Genomic DNA, 20,507 nt, shown 5'->3' with positions numbered 1-20,507 from the left:
TGCTGTTTCGGCAAACGCCCAAGATTTAGAAACGGTAGTGGAGTCGCACACAGCCCTGATCCAGCGTTTGCGCACTAATGAGTGTCGGGCTGGCGCGAAATCCGGTTGGCGGGAAGAGGCGGCGCCCATTGCCCAGCATCTCCGGAATGACATAGATTTCGATCTCGTCCAGCGCACCGCGCTCGATGAAGGCCATCTGCAACTGGCCGCCACCCACCATCCAAACGTCACCGTCGTCCAGTGCGCGAAGTTCTGCGATCAATGTGTCGACGTCGTTGCGCACCTCGAGCGGTCCCTTGGGCTCATCGATCGGCTGCGAAGTGACGACGATGACCCGCTGGTTCCCATACGCCCAGGGGGACGGCTCATTTGCAACGAAGTCGTAGGTGCCGCGTCCCATGACGATCGTGCGGATGCGTTTGATAAAGGTGCGGTAATCGTGCTCACCGAGATCCATGCCGTCATATTTGAACAGCCAATCGAGATTGTCGTCCGCGGTGGCAATATAGCCATCGAGACTGGTGGCGATGTATCCTAGGATGCGGGCCAAGGAAGCCTCCTTGAATAATAAATAAACGAACGTACATTTATATATAGCCATGGCAAGACGCAAGACAATCCCCGATGCGCAGGTTCTCGACGCGCTTCTCGACGCCCTGATGGAGGCCGGGCCTGCCGGACTGACATTCGCCCGGGCCGCTCAAACCGCTGGCCTTTCGGCGGCCACCTTGGTGCAGCGCTACGGCGACCGGGATGCATTGGTGCAGGCCATAATGTTGCGGGCCTGGGACTGTCTCGACGCGGAGACGGCGTCTGCCGATGCTCAAGAGGCGCCGACACCGGAGGGCGCGATTGCCCTTCTCCTGCGCCTCATGTCGCCGGAGCGCGCCGAACGCGATGTCACCGATGGGCTGTTGCTGCTCCGGGAAGACATTCGCAACCCAATATTGCGCGCCCGCGGCGCCGCTTGGGGATACCGGCTTGCAGAGGCTCTCGGCCGGCGCCTGTCACCGGATCCGGAGAAGGGGCGGCGCCTTGGCTGGCAAATGGCGAGCGTCTGGCAGGGCGCGCATACCTGGTGGGGCTTCACGCGCCAGGACACGGCGGAACGGGCGATACGAAATGCGTTGGAGGAGTGGGTGAGAGACGCAGTGGAAGGAAAGGGCAAGACGGCGTAGGACGAGCCGTTGATGTTCCTACGGCTGTTTTCCGGCCCCGGTGACGGGAAACGTCCGTGCCCGAGCATTTCTTTCCGCTGACCGCCACGCGAACCTGTCGGCGCGGCGTTCAGCATGAGATCTGGGGCGCGAGGACTATATCCCTCGGCCCCTCGACTGGCGCTACGAGGCCGACGTGAGCTTGACGTTGCCGCCGTGGCCGCCCCCCCCAAAAACCTGGTGGCCGCCGAAGGTCGAACGCAACTGGTTGCGCGGGCCGGGCAAGCCGAGTTCCGGGAACAGCAGTTCGGAGACGCGGTAGGCCTCCTCTACATGCGGATAGCCGGAGGCGATGACGGTGTCGATACCGAGAGCCTGATACTCGCGAAGCCGTGCGGCGACGGTCTTTGGCGAGCCCACCAACGCGGTGCCGGCGCCCGAGCGCACCAGGCCGATGCCGACCCAGAGGTTTGGAGACACTTCCAGCTTGTCGCGGCGGCCGTTGTGCAGGGCCACCATGCGGGCCTGGCCGACCGAGTCGGAGTTTTTGGTCAAAACCTCCTGCGCGGAGGCGACGGCTTCGTCGGAAAGTTTCGAGATCAGCCGGTCGGCGGCATCCCAGGCTTCATCGTCCGTCTCCCGCACGATGAAATGCAGGCGGATGCCGAAGGTCGCTTCGCGACCCTTCGCGGCGGCGGCCTTGCGGGCATGGGCGATCTTTTCCGCCACCTGTGCCGGTGGCTCACCCCAGGTCAGGTACTTGTCGACGAGGCCGCCGGCAAAATCGATCGCGGCATCCGATGAGCCGCCGAAGTAGATCGGCGGGCGCGGCTGCTGCACCGGCGGCAGGCCGAGGCGTGCGTCGATGGCCTTGATGTACTTGCCGTCCAGCGTCGACCGGCCGGTTTCGATCAACTCGTTGAAGACGTGGAAAAATTCGGCGGCGTGGTCGTAGCGTTCGTCGTGCGGCAGGAAAATGCCGTCGCCGGCCAGTTCCTGCGCACTGCCGCCCACCACGATGTTCAGCAGCAGCCGTCCGTTCGATACGCGATCGAGGGTGGAGGCTAGGCGCGCATAGTAGGCCGGCGTCGCCGTACCAGGGCGGATTGCGACCAGGAATTTCAGCTTTTCCGTACGGGCGGCAAGGTCGGCGGCGAGCACGAAGGATTCTTCGCAGGCTGCACCGACCGGGATGAGCACACCGGAGTAACCGAGGCGGTCGACGGCAACCGCGATCTCGCGAAAATAACCCGGATCCGGCGGGCGGCTCAATTCGTCCGAACCGAGATAGGCGCCATCGCCGGAACTCGGGATGAACCACAGGAAATCGAGGGGCTGGTCGGTCTTGCTCATGAATAGGGTCCTGCCGGTCGTCTGAAAGGGTCGCGCATGCCGGGTGCATGTGCGGTTCAGTGCAGAATAATTATTTCTATAGTTTCTGTAAGAAATTCTATTCCCTGTTCAGCGCCGCCTTGGGATTATTCATCGCCCGGCGGGGTCGCCTGCCAGCTACAGGCGCCGGCCCGCGGCAAGCCGCCGCTCGAGCCACCGGCTATAGCGCGATGCGCCAAAGCAGATAGCAAAATAGACGGCGGCCACCACGATGTAGGCCTCGTTGTAGAAGCCGAGCCATTTCGGGTCGGCGGCGGAGGCACGGGCGGCGTTCAGGAGATCGAAGATGCCGATGACGGCGAGCAGGGAGGTTGCCAGCAGAAAGCCTATGGCGAGATTGACCAATGCCGGAATGACGAAGCGAAAGGCCTGCGGCAGGATAATGAGGTGCTGTGTTCGCCAGTAGCCGAGGCCAAGGGCGGTTGCCGCCTCGGTTTGCCCCGAGGGCAGGGCCTGCAGACCGGCGCGGATGACTTCGGCGATATAGGCCGCCCAGAACAGCGTGACCATCAGCATGGCGCGCAGCATTTTGTCAAAGGACAGCCCGTCCGGCAGCGCCATCGGCAGGATCAGCATGGCGACATAGAGGATGCCAACCATCGGCGTGCCGCGCATCAGCTCGATATAGAGGACGGAGAAGGTGCGCAGTCCACCAAGTGTCGAGCGGCGGGCGAGCGCCAGCAGAACCGCAATCGGCGTGGCGGCAGCAAAGCAGACGGCCCAGACAAAAAGCGTCACCGGCAGGCCGCCCCATTGGTTCGAGGGGATGGGCGTGCTGGTAAAGGCGCCCTGCATCAGCAGCCAGCAGGTAAGAATCGTCAACGGCCAGGCGAAAAGCAGCGGCCGGCCCCAGAGACGCGGCAAGGCACTTGCCGTCAGGATCGCGGCAAGCAGCAGGATAACGAGCGCCGGCCGCCATTGCAGATCCGGTGGGTAAAACGCGAAAAGAATGAAGCGCAGCTTGGCGGTGACAAACGCCCAGCAGGCGCCGGCCCGCGTGCAGGCCTCCGCATTGCCGGTAAACGTGGCGTCGAGCACCGCCCAGCGAAAGAGAGGTGGCAGGATCTGCGACAGCAGCAACAACGTTGCCGCGGTGATGAGCGTGTTGGTGCGAGTGCCGAACAGGCCGGTGCGCAGCGTTGCAAAGGTGCGGGCGGCGGCGGTCATCGTGTGCTTCCCCGCAGCGCAACGCGGGTATTGTAGGCATTCATCAAGGCGGAGAGGGAAAGGTTGATCGCAAGGAAAGTGCCGATCAGGATGATCAGGGCTTCCATGGATTGGCCGGTCGTGTTGGCTGTTGTGTTGATGATGCTTACAAGATCGGGAAAGCCAATAGCGACGGCAAGGCTCGAATCCTTGGTGAGATCGAGATAACTCGATGTCGTCAGCGGCGTGATGACGCGCAGCGCCTGCGGCAGCACGACAAGACGGATGATCTGGCCTTCATGCAGGCCGAGCGCGCGCGCCGCTTCCCATTGGCCGCTACCCACCGACTGGATGCCTGCCCGCACAATCTCGGCGATGAGGGCGGAGAATTTTATGACGAGACCGGTGAGGAGCGCTGCGAACTCAGGCGAAAGATTGAGCCCGCCGCGGATGTTGAAGCCGGAGAGCGCGGGCACTTCGACAGCCGGCCGGGTGCCGGAGAGGAAGAGGGCTGCAAGGGTTGCGGCAAAAGCCAATGCTATTGCCACCGTTCCGGTGCGACGCGTGAGACGCTGGGTGAGGCGCAGGATAAGAAGAAGCGCGACGCCGAGGATTGCGACAAATCCCAATGCAGCGGCAAGGCCGAATGGCCCACCCTCCAGTGAGACCGAGGGGATGTAGACGCCGCGACTGGTGAGAAAGATTGTGCCGAACAGCGCGGAGGCCTGGCGCGGCGCCGGCAGGGCCTTTGCCAGCGACATCCAGAAGAAAAGCTGGAGCAGCAGCGGCGTGTTGCGGGTGATCTCGATGAACCAGCGCACAAGGCCTGAGAGCAAAAGATTGCGCGAGAGGCCGGCAATGCCGATGGCAACGCCGAGGATCGTCGCAAACAGGCAGCCGAGCAACGAGACCTTTAGCGTGTTGAGAAGACCCGAAAGGATCGCCCGCAGATACGTATCGCCCGCGCGAAATGAAATGGCGCTTTCGCCGATCTCGAAATTGGCGGAACTCGACAGGAAGCCGAAGCCGGGCAGGATGCCGATCCGCGCCATCGTTTCGAGCACGTTGTGCACGAACAAAGCGCCAAGCGCGGCGATCACGACAAGAAAGGCGAGCTGGCCGAGCGGCCAGCCGCCCCACCAGCCGCGGACTTTCTCGACGATGCCCGGCCTTGAAGGGCCCGGCACGACGGTTCGAAACACGCGTCTGTCCGACATCAACGGAACGGCGGAGAGTAGAGCAGGCCGCCATTGGTCCACAGGCTGTTATAGCCGCGTTCCCAACCAAGTGGCTTCAGGTTGCGGTCGAAGATCTCGCCGTAATTGCCGACGGTCTTGATGATGTTGTAGGCCCATTTCGGATCAAGGCCGAGTTCCGTGCCGAAGGACGGATCGACGCCGAGGAAGCGCTGGATGGCCGGATCTTCCGATTCCAGGAACTGGTCGACATTCGCCGAGGTGATGCCCCATTCCTCGGCCTGGATCGTGGCGTTCACGGTCCAGTTCACCAGTTCCAGCCAACGATCGTCACCGCCGGCGATTGCCGGTGCGAGCGGCTCCTTGGACAGGCGCTCGGGGAGGAGAACGTAGTCGTCCGGCTTCTTCAGCTGCGTGCGCTTGCCGACGAGATCGGAAGAATCCTGCGTGATCGCGTCGACGCGGCCCGATTCCAGCGCATCGATGAACTGCCCGGTATCCTCGATGGTGACCGGCGTGAATGTCTTGCCGGTCTTGCGGAAGAAGTCGGCGACGTTGAGTTCGCCCGTCGTGCCGCTCTGGGCGCCGATGGTCGCGCCGTCAAGATCGGCGGCCTTCGTCACGCCGAGGTCCTTGCGCACCAGAATGCCCTGGCCGTCATAAAAGACCGTCGGGCCGAAATGGAAGCCAAGCTTGAAGGCGCGCGTGGTGGTAACCGTCACGCCCGAAAGCAGGATGTCGAATTCGCCGCTCTGGAGGGCGGGAAGGCGCTGCTGCGGCGAAGAGGAGGTGAACTCCACCTTGTCCGGCGTGCCGAACACGGCAATTGACAGGGCGCGGCCGAAATCGATGAAGAAACCCTGCCACTTGCCGTTGCTGTCCGGCGCGAAGAAGCCGGGCGTCGTGCCGACGCCGACCTTGATGGCGCCGCGCTGGTTGATCTTGTCGAGTGTCGGGCCGGCATGGGCGATGCCCGAAAGCATGGTGGTGGCGAGAAAGGCGGCTGCGACCGCCGATTTGACGGCCCGCCGAAGGGTCTTGTGCGCTATCATATTGAAATGTCCCCGTTTTCAAAAGAACTAAACTTCCGCCGCATGGGTGAATTACCCGAAGCGCTGAAGGTCTGTTCATATTATCTATAAAATTAGTGTACTTAAGAAACCGACATCCAAATTTGCCCGGTTCCGAAGCAAATTGCTTCTCTCTGGCCGTGCGTTCCGATCTGCTGATTTTCAGATGACCCGGTCGTAAGGCTCATCTCACACAGGAGACGGCCCGTGTCTGAACCGTGCTTTCAAGAAGCGTCCGGACGGGCGGCGGCGAGGCGCGCGCGTTGCGCCTCAAGGTCAATCGAGTATGGCCGCTAGCGGGTGTTCAAATACTTCGGGAGCATGACTTGAAATCGGGTGAGGAGGATGGGGGCTTATGGAACGTCATCGTGTGCTACGATGCCGCCTTCACCTTCCATTGTCTGGATACGCCGGGTTTCGGAGCGGTTGAACTTCAGTCGCACGCCGATCCCGCCACGATCTCCATCCGGCAGGAAAGCGGCGCCGGCAGCCTCCAGGGAAGCGCGGAGTGCCGCGATGCTTTCGTCATCAGGCTTCCCGAGCTTGCGCTCAAAGCTCTCGATCGTCGAGATGTCGACGCTCGAGGCGACGGCAAGACGCTCCCGACTGTATTCGACGAGTGCGCGCGCTGCCCGGCACTGAGAGCCTGTAATCATGGGATCTCCTTTTCGCGGCAGTATCGTTCAACAGCTTTGGCGGGTCAACGCGCCGGATTTCCCGCACCTGAACAGGCGCCCCTTGGCGAGAAGAGAAGGTCGGGCTGCTGGCGTGAGGACGCCGATCCAAGCGACAGCCTTCCGATGAAAGAATATTCTCCGCGGTCGAAAAGAAATAATCTATAAATTCTATAAACTAATATGATTTTTGTTAGGCTAGTCCCATCAACGCATCGAGGGGACATCCGATGGGCCAGCAATCCGAAACCATTTTCTCCAAGGGCCTCTCGCGCCGCAGCCTGATCAAGGCGGCGGGCGTAACGGCTGTGGCCGCGACCGCCGGTGTTATCGGTGCGCGTTCGACGCGCTATGCCATTGCCGGCAATCTCATTCCGATCAAGCTGGAATGGACCGAAGTGGCCGCCTGTCATTCGCCCGTCGGCTTCGGCCTTTCCAAGGGCATCTATGCCAAACACGGCCTCGATGTCGAACTCTTCTATCAGGGCGCGAGCGGCCAGACGCTCATCCAGGCACTCGCCACCCGCAAGGCGGAGGCCGGTCCGGGGCTCCTCTACGATTGGCTGAAGCCGATCGAGCAGGGTTTTGACGTGCGGCTCTTTGCGGGCTCGCATGGCGGTTGCCAGAGCGTGCTCGTCAAGCCGGACTCCGACATCAAGACGCTGACGGATCTGAAGGGCAAGACGATCGGCACCTTCGACGTCATGTCGCCCTCGCGCGTCGCCTTCTCGGTGGCGCTTGCCAAGGCCGGCCTCAACCCGGAAACCGACGTCACCTGGAAGGTTTTCCCGTTCGATCTCGTTGCTGAAGGCGTGCTGAAGGGCGAGGCGGACGCCGTCGCGCACATGGACCCCTGGGCCTACTCCTACGAGAAGCAGCACGGTTTTCGCCGCGTCGCCGATACGCAGACCGGCACGTTCAAGGATCGCGTCTGCTGTGTGCTCGGCGTCAACGGCGACTACTACGAGGCCAACAAGGATGCCATCAAACGCGTGGCGTCGGCGAACCTCGAAATCCATCAATACACGTCCAAGCACCCGGACGAAGTGGCGAAGTGGTATTTCGACACGCTGAGGCCCGGCCTGCCGCTGGAAGACCTGACCGAGGTTCTCGCCTCCTTCACCTATCATGACCATTGGTTCGGCAAGGATCTCCTTAAGGAAGTGAGGATCGGCTACGAAGACCTCAAGCTGACCGGCGTCATCGACGCCGCCACCGATCCGGAAGAGATCGCCAACCGCATCACCATCGACATCTTCGCGTGATCCGATGAGTGCTGCGGTAGACGAAACATTCGGCGGGGCAGGGCGGCGATCCGTCACCCTGCCCCTGACGGGGATCTGGCGAAACGGACTGCTCGCCGCCGCGACCTGGTTTCTTGCGTCGGCACTGACCTACGGGCTGCCCGACGTCATCAGTTGGGGGGCGACGGGGCTGTTTGCCGCCGTCACTCTCGTCGGCGCGCTCATCTTTCTGGTGCTTTCGGTCACCGTCCATCGCCTCGGCAGCGCCGGTCGCACACTCGTGCACTATGGACCGTGGTTCATCGTGCTCGGGCTCTGGCTTGCCGTCTGGGAAGTGTTGACGGCAAAGCTCGGCTGGCTACCAAAACCCTTCTTTTCGCCGCCGCAGGGTTTGCTGCACGTCTACATGACGGATTGGGATCGGCTGCTTATCTGCATCGCCTATACCGGCCGGCTGTGGGGGCTCGGTTTCTTTTCGGGTATCCTTGTGGGCTTTGCCGGTGGCGTGGCGCTCGGCTGGTCGAAACGCTTCGCCTATTGGGGCATGCCACTCCTGAAACTCATCGGCCCGGTGCCGGCCAGCGCCTGGATACCCTGCACCTTCTTCATCTTCCCATCGACCTTTCACGCCTCGATCTTCCTCGTGGCGCTCGCCTCCGGCATCCCGGTCGCAATTCTCACGGCGGCAGGCGTCAGCCAGGTGAACCGGTCCTTCTACGATGTCGCCCGCACGCTCGGGGCCGACAACCGCTTCCTGATCTTCAAGGTCGCGATTCCGGCAGCGCTGCCGAACGTCTTCGTCGGCATCTTCATGGGCCTCTATTACTCCTTCGCCGTTCTCGTCGTGGCCGAAATGCTCGGCGCAAAATTTGGCCTTGGCTGGTACCTGCAGTTCAACACGGCCTACTCGGCCTACGCCAATGTCTACGCCGCCCTCATCATCATGGCATTGATCTGCGCCGGCCTCGTTCGCCTGCTCTTTGTGGCGCGCGATCGCCTGCTCGGCTGGCAGAAGGGAATTCTCTAGATGTCCGTCGCCTTCGCAGAAGCCAGCGTCGTCAACAGCATTGCCCTCGATGTCGAAGGTGTTTCCCACCACTACGATGTCGACGACAAGGCGCTTCAGGTTCTCGACAATGTGAGCCTTGCCGTCGAGCCGGGCGAATTCGTCGCCCTGCTTGGCCCCTCGGGTTGCGGCAAGTCCACGCTGTTGCGCCTTGCCGCCGGGCTGGAGGCGCCGACGGTTGGAAGCGTGAGCGAAGACGGCCGGCCGATCCTGGAACCGAACCCGGACCGCATCCTCGTCTTCCAGGATGCGACGCTGTTCCCGTGGCGCACCGTGCGGGCCAATGTCGCGATCGGACTTGAAGCGCGCGGGCTCATCCGCGAGCGGGAGTACCGCATCGATGAAGTGCTGAAGCTGGTGAAGCTGGAAGGCTTTGCCGATTTCTATCCACACCAGCTTTCGGGCGGCATGGCGCAGCGCGCGGCACTTGCCCGTGCACTGGTCAACGATCCGAAGCTGCTGCTGCTCGATGAGCCCTTCGGCAAGCTCGACTCGCTGACGCGGCTCAGAATGCAGAAGGAGCTTCTCGATCTCTGGAAGAGCGCCGGCTTCACCGCACTGCTCGTCACGCATGATGTCGAGGAAGCGTTGCTCCTGGCTGACCGGGTGATCGTTCTCTCGGATCGGCCAGCCTCGATCGTCGCGGAACTGCGTATCGACCAGCCCCATCCGCGCCGGCGAGACGATGCCAACCTCATCGCGCTGCGCGCCTCTTTGCTCGAAAAGCTGGGAATTTCCCATGACGTCTAGCAGCCGCACCAGCTACCCGGCGGTCGCAATCGCCGGCGGCATCTCCGCACTCATCGCGCTCGGCTGGTGGTGGCTGATCTTCAGCAAGGTCGTCGAGAACGACTACCTGACCGTCGGCCAGGCCGTCACCTGCATTGCAGGAGCAACCGACCTTTGTTCGCTCGCCCAGGCGCTCTGCACCAACGACCATCTCTATGGCATCCGCTGGTACGCGCCGGAGGCCTTTTGGGCCGCTGCGGCCATCCTCGTCGCGGGTGTCCTTCTGTCAGCCCGTCCCTCGCGCGCCTGAATGCGCACCACTCAAGGAAAAGCGTCATGACGATCCACCAATCCCCAGAGATTGCCGAGCAAGACATCGTGCAGCCGCCGGCCGGCACCGCCACGTTCAAGAGTCGGCACCCGGAAACAATAGCGCTGCACGGCGGAAGCTTCCGCTTCGATCCGACGACCGGCGCCGTGGCCGTGCCGATCTACCAGACGAGTTCTTTCCAACTGCCGGGTACGGACGGCGCCGACAAGCTGTTCGCCCTCGAAGCCCCCGGTCATCTTTATACGCGCGTCTCCAACCCGACGCAGGATGCCTTCGAGCAGCGCCTTGCGGAACTCGAAGGCGGTGCGGCGGCCCTGGCGCTTGCCTCCGGCCAGGCGGCGTCCGCCTTCGCGATCCTCAACGTGGCGCGTGCCGGCGACAACATTGTCAGCGCCGCCGGCCTCTATGGCGGCACCTGGGCACTTTTCGCGGCCACGCTGAAGAATTTCGGCATCGAGACACGCTTCGTCGATGCGACGGATCCGGAAGCCTTCGAGAAGGCGACGGACGATCGGACCCGCGCCTACTATGCGGAATCGCTGCCGAACCCGAAGCTGGACGTCTTCCCGATCGCCGAAGTTGCTGCCATCGGCCGGCGCCACGGCATCCCGCTGATCGTCGACAACACGGCAGCCCCCCTGATCATTCGTCCGCTGGAGCACGGTGCGGCGATCGTGGTCTATTCGACGACAAAATACATCGGCGGCCACGGCACCTCGATCGGCGGTGCGATCGTCGACAGCGGCACCTTTCCCTGGGCGGAGCATGCCGAGCGTCAGCCGAACCTCAATGAGCCGGACCCGAGCTACCAGGGCAAGACCTGGATCGAGAAGGCTGCCACGATCGCCTTCCATCCCTACATCCTGCGCGCCCGCGCGGTGCTGCTGCGCGACCTCGGTGCGGCGATCAGCCCGCAGAACGCATTCCAGTTCATCCAGGGCCTCGAGACATTGCCGCTGCGCCTGCGCCAGCACAATGAGAATGCGGTGAAGGTCGCTGAATACCTGAAGGGCCATGCGAAGGTAGAGCGGGTGATCTTCCCGAAATACCAGGATGGAAGCGCGAAGGCGCGGGTGGAGAAATACTTCAAGCCCGGCTATTTCGGCGCGCTGGTCGGCTTCGAGCTGAAGGGGGGACGCGAGGCTGGGCGTCGGTTCATCGATTCCCTCCAACTCTTCTACCACCTCGCCAATATCGGCGATGCCCGGTCTCTGGCGATCCACCCGTCGACGACGACGCATTCGCAGCTCTCGCCGGAAGACCAATTGGCGACGGGTGTCACGCCCGGCTACGTGCGGCTTTCCATCGGCCTGGAACATCCGGACGACCTGATCGCCGACCTGGAGCGCGCAATCGCGCTGGCTTGAAAACCGGCACGACTCCGATCGGTGTTTAACCCCGGCGCTCCCTCCTCGCGCCGGGGTTTTTCTTTGCGAGCAGGGTCGCACACAGGTCTCACGCAAAAAGAAACGCCATTCCATTTTATAATCCATAAAAAAGATAGAATTCCTGTATTCGAGCCAGCCAGACGCTACTCTCGCCGTCAATTCCAAGCGTGAGGGACCTTTGTCCGATCACGGCAGCGATGAGTGCGATACGAATGACGCAGATTGAGAATGCCTGGGGCGCTGGCCCCGGAGATGACTACGAGGGGCTTGCAGCCCCGTTCCGGCCGATTTTCGCAGACATTGCGGCGCGGGCAACGGAGCGTGACCTGGAACGCGACCTGCCGCACGAGGCGATCCGCCGCCTGAAGGAAGCAGGCTTCGGCGCCACGCGCCTTCCAGTCGCGGATGGCGGCAAGGGCGCGAGCCTGCCGCAGTTCTTCAATCTGCTTATCGAGCTGTCCGAGGCGGATTCGAACATTACCCAGGCGTTGCGCGGCCATTTCGGCTTCACCGAGGATATCCTCAACACGAAGGATTCGGAGCGGCGCGATCTTTGGGCTGGCCGTATCGCGCGTGGCGAGATTACGGGCAACGCCTGGAGCGAAATCGGCACCGGTGCCGCCCTTGATCGCTTCGCCACCAATGTTGCGGAAAAGGACGGAAGGCTCGTCCTGAACGGGGCGAAATATTATACGACCGGCTCGTTCTTTGCTGACTGGATCGATGTCGGCGCGTCGAATGCGGACGGCGAAGGCATCTCGGTCGCCGTGCGGCGCGAGGCCGAGGGCGTCGAGGTCATCGACGACTGGGATGGTTTCGGCCAGACCCTGACAGCAAGCGGCACCACCACCTTCCGGGATGTCGCGGTGCAGCCGGAAGACATCGTCATCGATGACGAGCGCTTCAAATACAGCGCGGCCTTCTACCAGCTCGTGCATCTGGCAACGCTTGCCGGCATCGGCCGCGCGATTACGGCGGATGTCGCCAAGGCGGTGGCGGAGCGTCGGCGGACCTACACGCACGCCGCCGCTGCCCGCTCCAGCCAGGACCCGCAGGTGCTACAGGTCGTCGGCCGCATCCGCGCTGCCGCCTATGCTGCAAGCGCGATCACCCTCCAGGCGGCCGGAAGCCTTCAGCGCGCTTACGAAGCGCATTTCATCGATGATCCAGACGCCGAGGAAAAAGCGAACGCAATTGCGGAACTTGAAGCCGCACAAGCCCAGACTGTGGTCTCTGACCTGATCCTCGAAGCCTCGACCTTGCTCTTCGACGCACTTGGCGCCTCGGCGACGAAGAAGCCGGCCGGCCTCGACCGGCACTGGCGCAATGCTCGCACGCTCGCCTCGCACAATCCGCGCATCTACAAGCACCGCATCATTGGGGACTTCGCCGTCAACGGCACGCCGCCGCCCTACCAGTGGCGCATCGGCGCGAGCGCGGGCTGACGACGATGATCAGGCTCGAAGGCATCACCAAAAGCTTTGCCGGCAAGGATGGTCCGGTGGCTGCACTCGACGGCGTCGATCTGTCGATCGCCAAGGGCGAGATCTTCGGCATCATCGGTTCGTCCGGGGCCGGCAAGTCGACGCTGGTGCGGCTGATCAACCTGCTTGAACGCCCGACCGGCGGTAACGTCTTTGTCGCCGGCCACCGGGTGACGGATGCCAGGGGCAAGAGCCTGCGGGAACTCCGTCGGTCTATCGGCATGGTGTTCCAGCATTTCAACCTGTTGAGCGCCCGCACCGTCGCCGGCAACGTTGCCTATCCGCTCGAACTGACCGGCCAGTATGGCAAGATCGAGATTGCCGAGCAGGTGGCCGCGCTGCTCGCCCGCGTCGGGCTGAGCGAACATGCGCACAAATATCCCCGGCAGCTTTCCGGTGGCCAGAAACAGCGCGTCGGCATTGCCCGTGCGCTCGCCTGCGAGCCGCAGGTGCTGCTCTGCGATGAGGCGACGAGCGCGCTTGATCCGCAGACGACCGGTGCCGTGCTCGATCTGCTTCGGCAGATCAACCGCGATCTCGGCGTGACGATCGTGCTCATCACCCATGAAATGGATGTGATCCGCCGCACCTGCGACCGCGTCGCGGTGCTCGACCGCGGCCGTGTGGTGGAGGAGGGGCGGGTGGCGGACGTCTTCCTGCATCCGCGACACCCGGCAACGCTGCGTCTCGTGCGCGAAACGGAACCGGACGGTGGTGCGCTGGATGCGATCACAGCGTCCGACCTCGGCGGGCGCACAGTGCGGCTCACCTTTACCGGGCCGTCCGCGCATAAGCCGATCCTCGGTCGCATCGCGCGTGAAAACATCGTTGACTACAGCATCCTCGCCGGCCGCGTCGGCCATATCCGCGAGACGCCCTATGCCCAGTTCATCGTGTCGCTCAGTGGCCGTGACGTGGCGGGCGCCATCGCGGGCCTGCGCGCCAGCGGCGTGCATGTGGAGTTGCAGGGCGGGGCGCTTGCCGACGATGTGCCAGCCGCTCCGCCACGTCTTCAGGAAAGGCCGCGCTATGTCGTTTGAGAACCTCTATTGGGGTGATATCGGCGCAGCGCTTGGCCAGACCTTGGCGATGGTCGGTGGTGCGCTGCTGCTCACCGTGCTCGTCGGTCTGCCGCTCGGCATCCTGCTGTTCCTTACCGGCCGGCAGCAGCTGTTCCAGGCGCCTGTTGCCTATGGCGGCCTGTCCTTCGTGCTGAGCATCATCCGTTCGGTGCCCTTCATCATCCTGCTCATCGTGCTGATGCCGGTCACCGTGCTCGTCACCGGCACATCGCTCGGTATTCGCGGCGTCATTTTCCCGTTGGTCGTCGGCACGTCGCCGTTCTTTGCTCGGCTCGTGGAAACGGCGCTGCGCGAGGTCGATCGCGGCATTATCGAGGCGAGCCTCGCCATGGGGGCCTCGACGTCGCAGACAATCCTGCGCGCCGTGCTGCCCGAAGCCCTGCCGAGCCTCTTGGCCGCCGTTACCGTCACCGCAATCGTACTCGTCGACTACACGGCCATGTCCGGTGCCATCGGCGGCGGCGGGCTCGGCGATCTCGCGATCCGCTACGGCTACCATCGGTTCCAGACGGAAATCATGCTGGTCTGCGTCGCGATCCTCATCGTCTTCGTCCAGCTCATCCAGGTGAGCGGCAACCGCCTCGTCACCCACTTTTCCCGCAAATGACCAGCGCTCGGAGGACCCACATGCGCATCCTGAAATCACTCACCATCGTCGCCAGCCTGGCACTCGCCGCCTTCGGCACCGCGAAAGCCGACGAAACGCTCGTCGTCGGCGCCACCGCTATTCCGCATGCGGAGATCCTTGAATTCGTCAAGCCGATCCTTGCCAAGGAAGGCCTCGATCTCGATATCCGCGTCTTCACGGACTACATCCAGCCGAACGCCCAGCTCGTCTCCGGCGAGCTCGATGCCAACTACTATCAGTACCGCCCGTTCCTGAATGACTACAACAAGCAGCGCGGCACGGAACTTGTGCCGATCGTGCCTGTCCACATCGAGCCCTTCGTCGCCTATTCGACGAAGATCGACGCGGTCGACAAGTTGGAAGATGGCGCGACCGTCGCGATCCCGAACGATCCGGTCAATGGCGGCCGCGGTCTGCTGCTGCCCGGAGCTGACTTCACCGGAAGACCCGCTGCCGACCATCAAGGATGTCACCGAGAACCCGAAGAACCTGAAGATCGTCGAATTGGAATCCGCGCTGCTTCCGCGCGCACTGGGTGAGGTTGATCTGGCCGCGCTCAACGGCAACTACGTCTTCGAGGCGAAACTCGACATCACGAAGGCGCTGCTCATCGACCGCGGCCAGGACGGCTACAATGTCTGGAGCGAGTATCTCGTCACCCGCCCGGAGACAAAGGGCGACGCACGCGTGGCAAAGCTCGCCAAGGTGCTCAACAGCGAGGAGACCCGAAAGTTCATCGAAGAGCGCTACAAGGGACAGGTAGTCGCTGCCTTCTGAGCTTTTTAGTCTTTCGCCGCCGGGCTGCGCCCTATCGCAGCCCGGCTCCTCTCAAGACCCGATTGACGGCTGAGACATGACCACGACAAACGCGACTGCAAAACTTCTCCCACCTGATCCCGCTCCCGGCGAGCCCGGCTGGCTGCCCAACCCGCCGGCAACGGCGGCGCATGTCATCCGCAACGATGCGGAAGCGATTGCGGTTGCCGAGCAGCTGAGGCCGCTCTTTGCCGCAGAGGCAAAGGAGCGCGACCGGGATCGTCTCTTGCCGTTCCGGGAGGTGGACCTGTTTTCGCAGAGCGGCCTCTGGGGCATCACCATTCCCAAGGCCTATGGCGGAGCCGGCGTCTCGCAGGTCACGCTCGCAAAGGTTTTCGCCACGCTTGCCGCTGGCGATCCGTCGCTGACGCAGATCGCGCAGAACAGTTTCGAGATCATCGACGTCATCCGCCAGACCGCAAGTGAAGCGCAGAAGCGCGAACTCTTCGGCGCCGTGCTCGCCGGAAAGCGGCTCGGCAATGCGTTTTCCGAATTCGGCGGCAAGACTGTCGAGAGCTTCGAAACGCGACTGGTGCGCAAGGGCGAGCATTTCGTCGTCTCGGGCCGTAAGTTCTACTCCACAGGTGCACTGTTTGCGCATCTGGTGCCGATCGTCGCGCTGGACGAAGAGGGCCATGTTGTGGTTGCTGTTGCCGACCGGGATGCCGAAGGGCTGGAGGTCGTCAACGACTGGTCGGCCTTTGGCCAGCGGACCACGGCGAGTGGCACGGTTATCCTCAATGAAGTTGCGATTCCCACAAGCCGGGTGCTACCCGCCCACATCGTCTACGAAAACCAGAGCGCCGTAGGGCCGCAGAGCCAGCTTATCCACGCTGCGATCGATTCTGGCATTGCGCGCGGTGCCATCGACGCGACGATCGATCTTGTGCGCAACCATGCACGTTCGTGGATCGACAGCGGCGCGGACAGGGCATCCGACGATCCCTATACAATTGCGGCGATCGGCGACCTGAAAATCCGCCAGCACGCGGCCGAAGCACTTCTCGAACGCGCTGGCCGGCAGCTCGACGAAACAATTGCCGATGTCACCGGCGAGACGATCGGCAAGGCGAAGATCGCGGTCGCCGAGGCCAAGGTGCTGACAACGGAAGTCGCGCTTGCGGCGGCCAACAAGCTCTTTGAGCTTGCCGGCACGCGCTCGACGCTCGGAGCCCACAATCTCGACCGCTTCTGGCGCGATGCGCGAACCCATACGCTGCACGATCCGGTGCGCTGGAAGTTCCACGCGGTCGGCCAGTATTACCTCAACGGTGTGCAGCCGCCGCTGCATTCCTGGATCTGACGGAGAGGGCGGATGCGCCCTCGCATGGAACATGCCAAAAGAAATTCTGCTCAACGCCTTCACCATGAACTGCGCCGGCCATATCAACCATGGCCTGTGGACCCATCCGCGCGACCAGTCGCATCGCTATACCAAACTGAGCCACTGGATTGAGCTGGCGGCCACCCTCGAGCGCGGCCTGTTCGATGGTGTGTTCCTGGCCGACATTGTCGGGGTCTATGATGTCTACCAGCAGTCCATTGACCTTACGCTGCGCGAATCCATCCAGCTGCCGGTCAACGATCCATTGATGCTGGTGTCCGCGATGGCTGCGGTGACGAAGGGGCTCGGTTTCGGAGTCACGGTCAATGTGAATGCGGAGGAGCCCTATATTTTTGCCCGCCGCATGTCGACGCTCGATCACCTGACCGATGGCCGCATCGGCTGGAACATCGTGACGGGCTATCTCGACAGTGCCGCACGGGCAATTGGGCAGACGGCGCTCGGCGAACACGACCAACGCTACGATCGGGCAGATGAATGCCTGGATCTGCTCTATGCGCTTTGGGAAGGTAGCTGGGACGACGACGCCGTGCTGCGCGACCGCCGTTGCCGGACCTATGCCGACCCATCGCGCGTGCGAAAAATTCGGCATAAGGGAACCTATTACCGGGCCGAGGGCTATCACCTCAGCGAACCCTCGCGGCAGCGCACGCCGGTGCTTTATCAGGCCGGTACCTCCGGCCGCGGCCGGCAATTCGCCGCCCGCCATGCTGAATGCGTCTTCATCTCATCGCCCGATACGAAGGTCGCCCGCACCGCGTCGCGCGCCATCCGCAAGGGCGCAGTCGAGGCGGGGCGGCGGGCGGAAGACGTCCGCATCTTCGCCGGCATCACCGTCGTGGTCGACCGGACGGAGCGGGCGGCCAAGGAGAAGTACGAGGACTATGCCCGCTACGCGAGCCCCGAGGCGGGCCTCGCACATTTCTCCGCCGGCACCGGCATCGATTTTTCGCAGTATGAACTCGACGAGCCGATCACCTACGGCAAGGGCAATTTCGTGCAGACCTCCGTCGATCTCGCACGCGAACGCGGCTGGACGAAGCGCAGCATCCTCTCCGACATGCCGCTTGGCGGGCGTTATCCGCTGATCGTCGGCAATCCCTACCAGGTCGCCGATGCGCTGGAGGCATGGATTGCCGAAGGCGAGATTGACGGCTTCAACCTTGCCCGCACCGTGGCGCCGGAAAGCTACGAGGATTTCATCAATCTGGTGGTGCCCGTGCTGCAGGAGCGCGGCCGCTACAAGACCGCCTATGGCGAGGGCAGCCTGCGCAGCCGCCTGTTCGGCGAAGGCGACCGGTTGCCGGAACGACATCACGGTGCAACCTACCGGGCGAACGCCCTTATGCGGGCGGCGGAATGACCAGACCTGTGTCCAAACTATTCATTCGAGGAGCATGACATGACCATCCACACCAAGCCCGTCCATCTGCCGACGATCGATTTCTCGCGCTTTTACGGCGACGCCGCGGAACGCGCGGGTTTCGTCAAGGAACTGACCCGCGTCCTGCACGACCACGGCTTCTTCTATCTCACCGGCCATGGCGTGCCGCAAAGCCTGATCGACGACGTGCTTTCGGCCTCGAAGCGTTTCTTTGCGCTGCCGGAAGCGGACAAGCTGTCGATCGAGATGGTGAAGTCGCCGCATTTCCGCGGCTACAATCGCGCCGGTTACGAGCGCACCCGCGGTGAGCAGGACTGGCGCGAGCAGCTCGATATCAACACGGAAGGCGCGCCCGTCGACGCCGGAGCGGATACGCCGTGGAACCGGCTTTATGGCCCCAACCAATGGCCCGACGCCCTGCCGGAACTGAAGCCGCTGCTTCTTCGCTACCAGGCGGAAGTCACCCGCATCGGCATCGATGTGCTGAAGGCCATTGCACTGGCCCTCGGCCAGCCGGAAAACGCCTTCTCCGAAATCTACGAACCCTCGCCGTCCCAGCTCCTGAAGATCATCCGCTATCCCGGTCGCGAGGCCGCCGGGAGCGATCAGGGGGTCGGCGCGCACAAGGACGGTGGCTTCGTCACCGTGCTCCTGCAGGACACCACGCCGGGCCTGCGTATCCGCACGGAAGAGGGTGTGTGGATCGAGGCGCCGCCGGTGCCCGGCACCTTCATCATCAACAGCGGGGAGCTTCTGGAACTGGCGACGAACGGCTTTGTCCGGGCGGATGTCCATGACGTCGTGACCCCGCCGGCCGGCACGGAGCGGTTCTCCGTCGCCTTCTTCCTCGGCGCCCGCTACGACGCGACGATCCCGGTCATTCCGCTGCCTGAGACCCTGAAGCGCGGTGAGCGCGGCGTGACAGTCGACCCGCTCAACCCGATCTTCCGGGAAGTCGGCATCAACCACCTGAAGAGCCGCCTGCGCTCCCATCCTGATGTCGCGGCGAAACACCATCCCGACCTGCTGCATCTTCTGGAAAAGCCGGCCAAGGCCTGATCCCTCTCCCGAAAGGAACGACCATGAGCAGTGTCACGACGCTCGTCCAGCCACCAGAGACAGCCCGTCGCATCGCGAGCGAGGAAGAGGCCCTCGCCGTAGCGCGCGAACTCGCCGGGGATTTCATTGGCGGTGCAAGCCGGCGAGACTACGAGCGCGCGCTTCCCTATGAAGAGCTCGACCGCCTGTCGGCCTCCGGATTGCTCGCCATCACCGTTCCCTCTGAGTATGGCGGCATCGATGTATCGAATGCGGTGCTGGCGGAGGTTACGGCGATCCTGTCCGAAGCCGACAGTTCGATCGGCCAGATCCCACAGAACCATTTCTATATCCTTGAAGCCCTGCGCCACGATGGCAGTGAGGTGCAGAAGCGGTTCTATTTCGGGCGGGCACTTGCCGGCGACCGCTTTGGCAACGCGCTTTCTGAGGTCGGAACGAAGACGGTTGGCGACTACAACACCCGCATTACGCCGGATGGCGCGGGCTTTCGCATCAACGGCCGGAAATTCTATTCCACCGGTGTGCTCTTTGCCCATTGGGTGGTGATCTTCGCGCTCGATGGCGAGGAGCGGCTGACCATGTCCTTCGTGCCGCGCGAGACGGAAGGCATCGAGATCGTCGACGACTGGGATGGTTTCGGCCAGCGCACGACGGGCAGCGGAACGACGATCCTGACCGACGTCTACGTCCCGGCCGATGCCGTGGTCCAGCACCACAAGGGGTTCGAGCGTCCCGGCACGATCGGCTCCGTCGGGCAGATCATCCATGCGGGGGTCGATCTCGGCATTGCACGCGCGGCGCTGAAGGAAACCATCGGCTATGTACGCGACCGGGCGCGTCCGTGGACCGACAGCGGCGTCGAGCGTGCGGCGGACGATCCGCTGACCATATCCCGCATCGGCGAGCTTGCCATCCGCATCGAGGCCGCCGAGGCGACACTTGAGCGGGCCGGGCGCAGGGTAGACCAGGCGCAGATAAGTCTCAGCCAGGAAAATTCCGTGGCGGCGACGCTGGCAGTTGCCGCCGCCAAGGTGTTGACGACGGAGCTTGCGATCGACGCCACCAACGTGCTCTTCGAACTCGCAGGCACCTCGGCCACGAAGCGCGGCCTCAATCTCGAACGGCACTGGCGAAACGCCCGCACCCATACGCTGCACGATCCGGTGCGCTGGAAGTACCACGTGGTCGGCAACTATCACCTCAACGGCGTCATTCCGCCGCGCAACGGCGCGCTCTGAAATCCAACCCTCGTGGTGGGGGTGGTCACCTGGCCGCAATCCTTCGGGGTTGCGGCCCTTTTTTTGCTCATGAAATAG

The 20,507-nt window shown here is 63.1% G+C and carries 21 protein-coding genes; 15 read left to right on the top strand and 6 right to left on the bottom strand.

Features of this window, described 5'->3' with window-relative positions:
* Positions 1 to 25 precede the first annotated feature (25 nt).
* Entirely contained in the window at positions 26 to 550 is a 525-nt protein-coding gene (locus ACT6VE_RS09950; RefSeq protein ID WP_444798453.1) for a dihydrofolate reductase family protein, read from the bottom strand.
* A gap of 49 nt (positions 551 to 599) precedes the next feature.
* On the opposite strand from ACT6VE_RS09950, the gene ACT6VE_RS09945 reads away from it, so the two are divergent.
* Complete coding sequence (locus ACT6VE_RS09945) at positions 600 to 1,178, top strand: TetR/AcrR family transcriptional regulator (RefSeq protein ID WP_444798452.1); 579 nt, start codon at positions 600 to 602, stop codon at positions 1,176 to 1,178.
* 162 nt (positions 1,179 to 1,340) lie between these two features.
* On the opposite strand, the gene ssuD is transcribed toward ACT6VE_RS09945, so the two are convergent.
* From ssuD to ACT6VE_RS09920, 5 genes are all read right to left on the bottom strand, one after another.
* Positions 1,341 to 2,510 carry an FMNH2-dependent alkanesulfonate monooxygenase gene (ssuD, locus tag ACT6VE_RS09940; RefSeq protein ID WP_444798451.1) on the bottom strand — a complete coding sequence of 390 codons (1,170 nt, stop codon included), beginning with the start codon at positions 2,508 to 2,510 and terminating at the stop codon, positions 1,341 to 1,343.
* A 156-nt stretch (positions 2,511 to 2,666) separates the two neighbouring features.
* Positions 2,667 to 3,716 carry an amino acid ABC transporter permease gene (locus ACT6VE_RS09935; protein WP_444798450.1) on the bottom strand — a complete coding sequence of 350 codons (1,050 nt, stop codon included), beginning with the start codon at positions 3,714 to 3,716 and terminating at the stop codon, positions 2,667 to 2,669.
* Positions 3,713 to 4,897 carry an amino acid ABC transporter permease gene (locus tag ACT6VE_RS09930; protein WP_444798449.1) on the bottom strand — a complete coding sequence of 395 codons (1,185 nt, stop codon included), beginning with the start codon at positions 4,895 to 4,897 and terminating at the stop codon, positions 3,713 to 3,715. Before ACT6VE_RS09930 ends, ACT6VE_RS09935 begins: the two co-directional genes overlap by 4 nt.
* Before the next feature lie 14 nt (positions 4,898 to 4,911).
* Positions 4,912 to 5,943 carry an amino acid ABC transporter substrate-binding protein gene (locus ACT6VE_RS09925; protein ID WP_444798448.1) on the bottom strand — a complete coding sequence of 344 codons (1,032 nt, stop codon included), beginning with the start codon at positions 5,941 to 5,943 and terminating at the stop codon, positions 4,912 to 4,914.
* Between the two features lie 371 nt (positions 5,944 to 6,314).
* Complete coding sequence (locus ACT6VE_RS09920) at positions 6,315 to 6,617, bottom strand: XRE family transcriptional regulator (RefSeq protein ID WP_444798447.1); 303 nt, start codon at positions 6,615 to 6,617, stop codon at positions 6,315 to 6,317.
* Positions 6,618 to 6,865: 248 nt separating this feature from the next.
* Here ACT6VE_RS09920 and ACT6VE_RS09915 point away from each other — a divergent pair, with 248 nt between their 5' ends.
* From ACT6VE_RS09915 to ACT6VE_RS09850, 14 genes are all read left to right on the top strand, one after another.
* Positions 6,866 to 7,900, top strand: a complete 1,035-nt coding sequence (locus tag ACT6VE_RS09915; RefSeq protein WP_444798446.1) for an ABC transporter substrate-binding protein — start codon at positions 6,866 to 6,868, stop codon at positions 7,898 to 7,900.
* Positions 7,901 to 7,904: 4 nt separating this feature from the next.
* Positions 7,905 to 8,906, top strand: a complete 1,002-nt coding sequence (locus ACT6VE_RS09910) for an ABC transporter permease (protein WP_444798445.1) — start codon at positions 7,905 to 7,907, stop codon at positions 8,904 to 8,906.
* Positions 8,907 to 9,695 carry an ABC transporter ATP-binding protein gene (locus tag ACT6VE_RS09905; protein WP_444798444.1) on the top strand — a complete coding sequence of 263 codons (789 nt, stop codon included), beginning with the start codon at positions 8,907 to 8,909 and terminating at the stop codon, positions 9,693 to 9,695.
* On the top strand, positions 9,685 to 9,984 hold the full coding sequence (locus ACT6VE_RS09900; protein ID WP_444798443.1) for a hypothetical protein: 300 nt from the start codon (positions 9,685 to 9,687) through the stop codon (positions 9,982 to 9,984). The genes ACT6VE_RS09905 and ACT6VE_RS09900 overlap by 11 nt, the downstream gene beginning before the upstream one ends.
* 26 nt (positions 9,985 to 10,010) lie before the next feature.
* Positions 10,011 to 11,372, top strand: a complete 1,362-nt coding sequence (locus tag ACT6VE_RS09895; protein ID WP_444798442.1) for an O-acetylhomoserine aminocarboxypropyltransferase/cysteine synthase family protein — start codon at positions 10,011 to 10,013, stop codon at positions 11,370 to 11,372.
* Positions 11,373 to 11,605: 233 nt separating this feature from the next.
* Positions 11,606 to 12,838 (top strand): acyl-CoA dehydrogenase family protein, encoded by a 1,233-nt coding sequence (locus tag ACT6VE_RS09890; protein ID WP_444798441.1) that lies wholly within the window; start codon positions 11,606 to 11,608, stop codon positions 12,836 to 12,838.
* Positions 12,839 to 12,843: 5 nt separating this feature from the next.
* Positions 12,844 to 13,917, top strand: coding sequence for a methionine ABC transporter ATP-binding protein (locus tag ACT6VE_RS09885; RefSeq protein ID WP_444798440.1), 1,074 nt, complete (start codon positions 12,844 to 12,846; stop codon positions 13,915 to 13,917).
* Positions 13,907 to 14,566, top strand: coding sequence for a methionine ABC transporter permease (locus ACT6VE_RS09880; protein ID WP_444798439.1), 660 nt, complete (start codon positions 13,907 to 13,909; stop codon positions 14,564 to 14,566). Before ACT6VE_RS09885 ends, ACT6VE_RS09880 begins: the two co-directional genes overlap by 11 nt.
* 20 nt (positions 14,567 to 14,586) lie before the next feature.
* Positions 14,587 to 15,126 (top strand): MetQ/NlpA family ABC transporter substrate-binding protein, encoded by a 540-nt coding sequence (locus tag ACT6VE_RS09875; protein ID WP_444798438.1) that lies wholly within the window; start codon positions 14,587 to 14,589, stop codon positions 15,124 to 15,126.
* The gene (locus ACT6VE_RS09870) at positions 15,017 to 15,364 is read left to right on the top strand and encodes a MetQ/NlpA family ABC transporter substrate-binding protein (protein WP_444798628.1); all 348 of its coding nucleotides are present in this window, start codon (positions 15,017 to 15,019) and stop codon (positions 15,362 to 15,364) included. The genes ACT6VE_RS09875 and ACT6VE_RS09870 overlap by 110 nt, the downstream gene beginning before the upstream one ends.
* A 76-nt stretch (positions 15,365 to 15,440) precedes the next feature.
* Positions 15,441 to 16,706, top strand: coding sequence for an SfnB family sulfur acquisition oxidoreductase (locus ACT6VE_RS09865; protein WP_444798437.1), 1,266 nt, complete (start codon positions 15,441 to 15,443; stop codon positions 16,704 to 16,706).
* Between the two features lie 31 nt (positions 16,707 to 16,737).
* Positions 16,738 to 18,111, top strand: coding sequence for an LLM class flavin-dependent oxidoreductase (locus tag ACT6VE_RS09860; protein WP_444798436.1), 1,374 nt, complete (start codon positions 16,738 to 16,740; stop codon positions 18,109 to 18,111).
* 39 nt (positions 18,112 to 18,150) lie between these two features.
* On the top strand, positions 18,151 to 19,191 hold the full coding sequence (locus ACT6VE_RS09855; protein WP_444798435.1) for an isopenicillin N synthase family dioxygenase: 1,041 nt from the start codon (positions 18,151 to 18,153) through the stop codon (positions 19,189 to 19,191).
* 23 nt (positions 19,192 to 19,214) lie between these two features.
* Positions 19,215 to 20,429 (top strand): SfnB family sulfur acquisition oxidoreductase, encoded by a 1,215-nt coding sequence (locus ACT6VE_RS09850; RefSeq protein ID WP_444798434.1) that lies wholly within the window; start codon positions 19,215 to 19,217, stop codon positions 20,427 to 20,429.
* The last annotated feature ends 78 nt before the right edge of the window (positions 20,430 to 20,507 follow it).

The organism is Shinella sp. (genome assembly GCF_052438155.1).
Classification (GTDB): Bacteria; Pseudomonadota; Alphaproteobacteria; order Rhizobiales; family Rhizobiaceae; genus Shinella.
The sequence above is the reverse complement of the archived record's forward strand: the minus strand, read 5'-3'. Positions and strand labels throughout refer to the sequence as shown.

Coding starts and splice junctions, on each gene's coding strand:
- ACT6VE_RS09880 (WP_444798439.1), top strand. CDS start 13,907: ATGTCGTTTGAGAACCTCTATTGGGGTGATATCGGCGCAGCGCTTGGC.
- ACT6VE_RS09945 (WP_444798452.1), top strand. CDS start 600: ATGGCAAGACGCAAGACAATCCCCGATGCGCAGGTTCTCGACGCGCTT.
- ACT6VE_RS09865 (WP_444798437.1), top strand. CDS start 15,441: ATGACCACGACAAACGCGACTGCAAAACTTCTCCCACCTGATCCCGCT.
- ACT6VE_RS09925 (WP_444798448.1), bottom strand. CDS start 5,943: ATGATAGCGCACAAGACCCTTCGGCGGGCCGTCAAATCGGCGGTCGCA.
- ACT6VE_RS09900 (WP_444798443.1), top strand. CDS start 9,685: ATGACGTCTAGCAGCCGCACCAGCTACCCGGCGGTCGCAATCGCCGGC.
- ACT6VE_RS09855 (WP_444798435.1), top strand. CDS start 18,151: ATGACCATCCACACCAAGCCCGTCCATCTGCCGACGATCGATTTCTCG.
- ACT6VE_RS09885 (WP_444798440.1), top strand. CDS start 12,844: ATGATCAGGCTCGAAGGCATCACCAAAAGCTTTGCCGGCAAGGATGGT.
- ssuD (WP_444798451.1), bottom strand. CDS start 2,510: ATGAGCAAGACCGACCAGCCCCTCGATTTCCTGTGGTTCATCCCGAGT.
- ACT6VE_RS09910 (WP_444798445.1), top strand. CDS start 7,905: ATGAGTGCTGCGGTAGACGAAACATTCGGCGGGGCAGGGCGGCGATCC.
- ACT6VE_RS09915 (WP_444798446.1), top strand. CDS start 6,866: ATGGGCCAGCAATCCGAAACCATTTTCTCCAAGGGCCTCTCGCGCCGC.
- ACT6VE_RS09895 (WP_444798442.1), top strand. CDS start 10,011: ATGACGATCCACCAATCCCCAGAGATTGCCGAGCAAGACATCGTGCAG.
- ACT6VE_RS09935 (WP_444798450.1), bottom strand. CDS start 3,716: ATGACCGCCGCCGCCCGCACCTTTGCAACGCTGCGCACCGGCCTGTTC.
- ACT6VE_RS09875 (WP_444798438.1), top strand. CDS start 14,587: ATGCGCATCCTGAAATCACTCACCATCGTCGCCAGCCTGGCACTCGCC.
- ACT6VE_RS09860 (WP_444798436.1), top strand. CDS start 16,738: ATGCCAAAAGAAATTCTGCTCAACGCCTTCACCATGAACTGCGCCGGC.
- ACT6VE_RS09890 (WP_444798441.1), top strand. CDS start 11,606: ATGACGCAGATTGAGAATGCCTGGGGCGCTGGCCCCGGAGATGACTAC.
- ACT6VE_RS09850 (WP_444798434.1), top strand. CDS start 19,215: ATGAGCAGTGTCACGACGCTCGTCCAGCCACCAGAGACAGCCCGTCGC.
- ACT6VE_RS09920 (WP_444798447.1), bottom strand. CDS start 6,617: ATGATTACAGGCTCTCAGTGCCGGGCAGCGCGCGCACTCGTCGAATAC.
- ACT6VE_RS09905 (WP_444798444.1), top strand. CDS start 8,907: ATGTCCGTCGCCTTCGCAGAAGCCAGCGTCGTCAACAGCATTGCCCTC.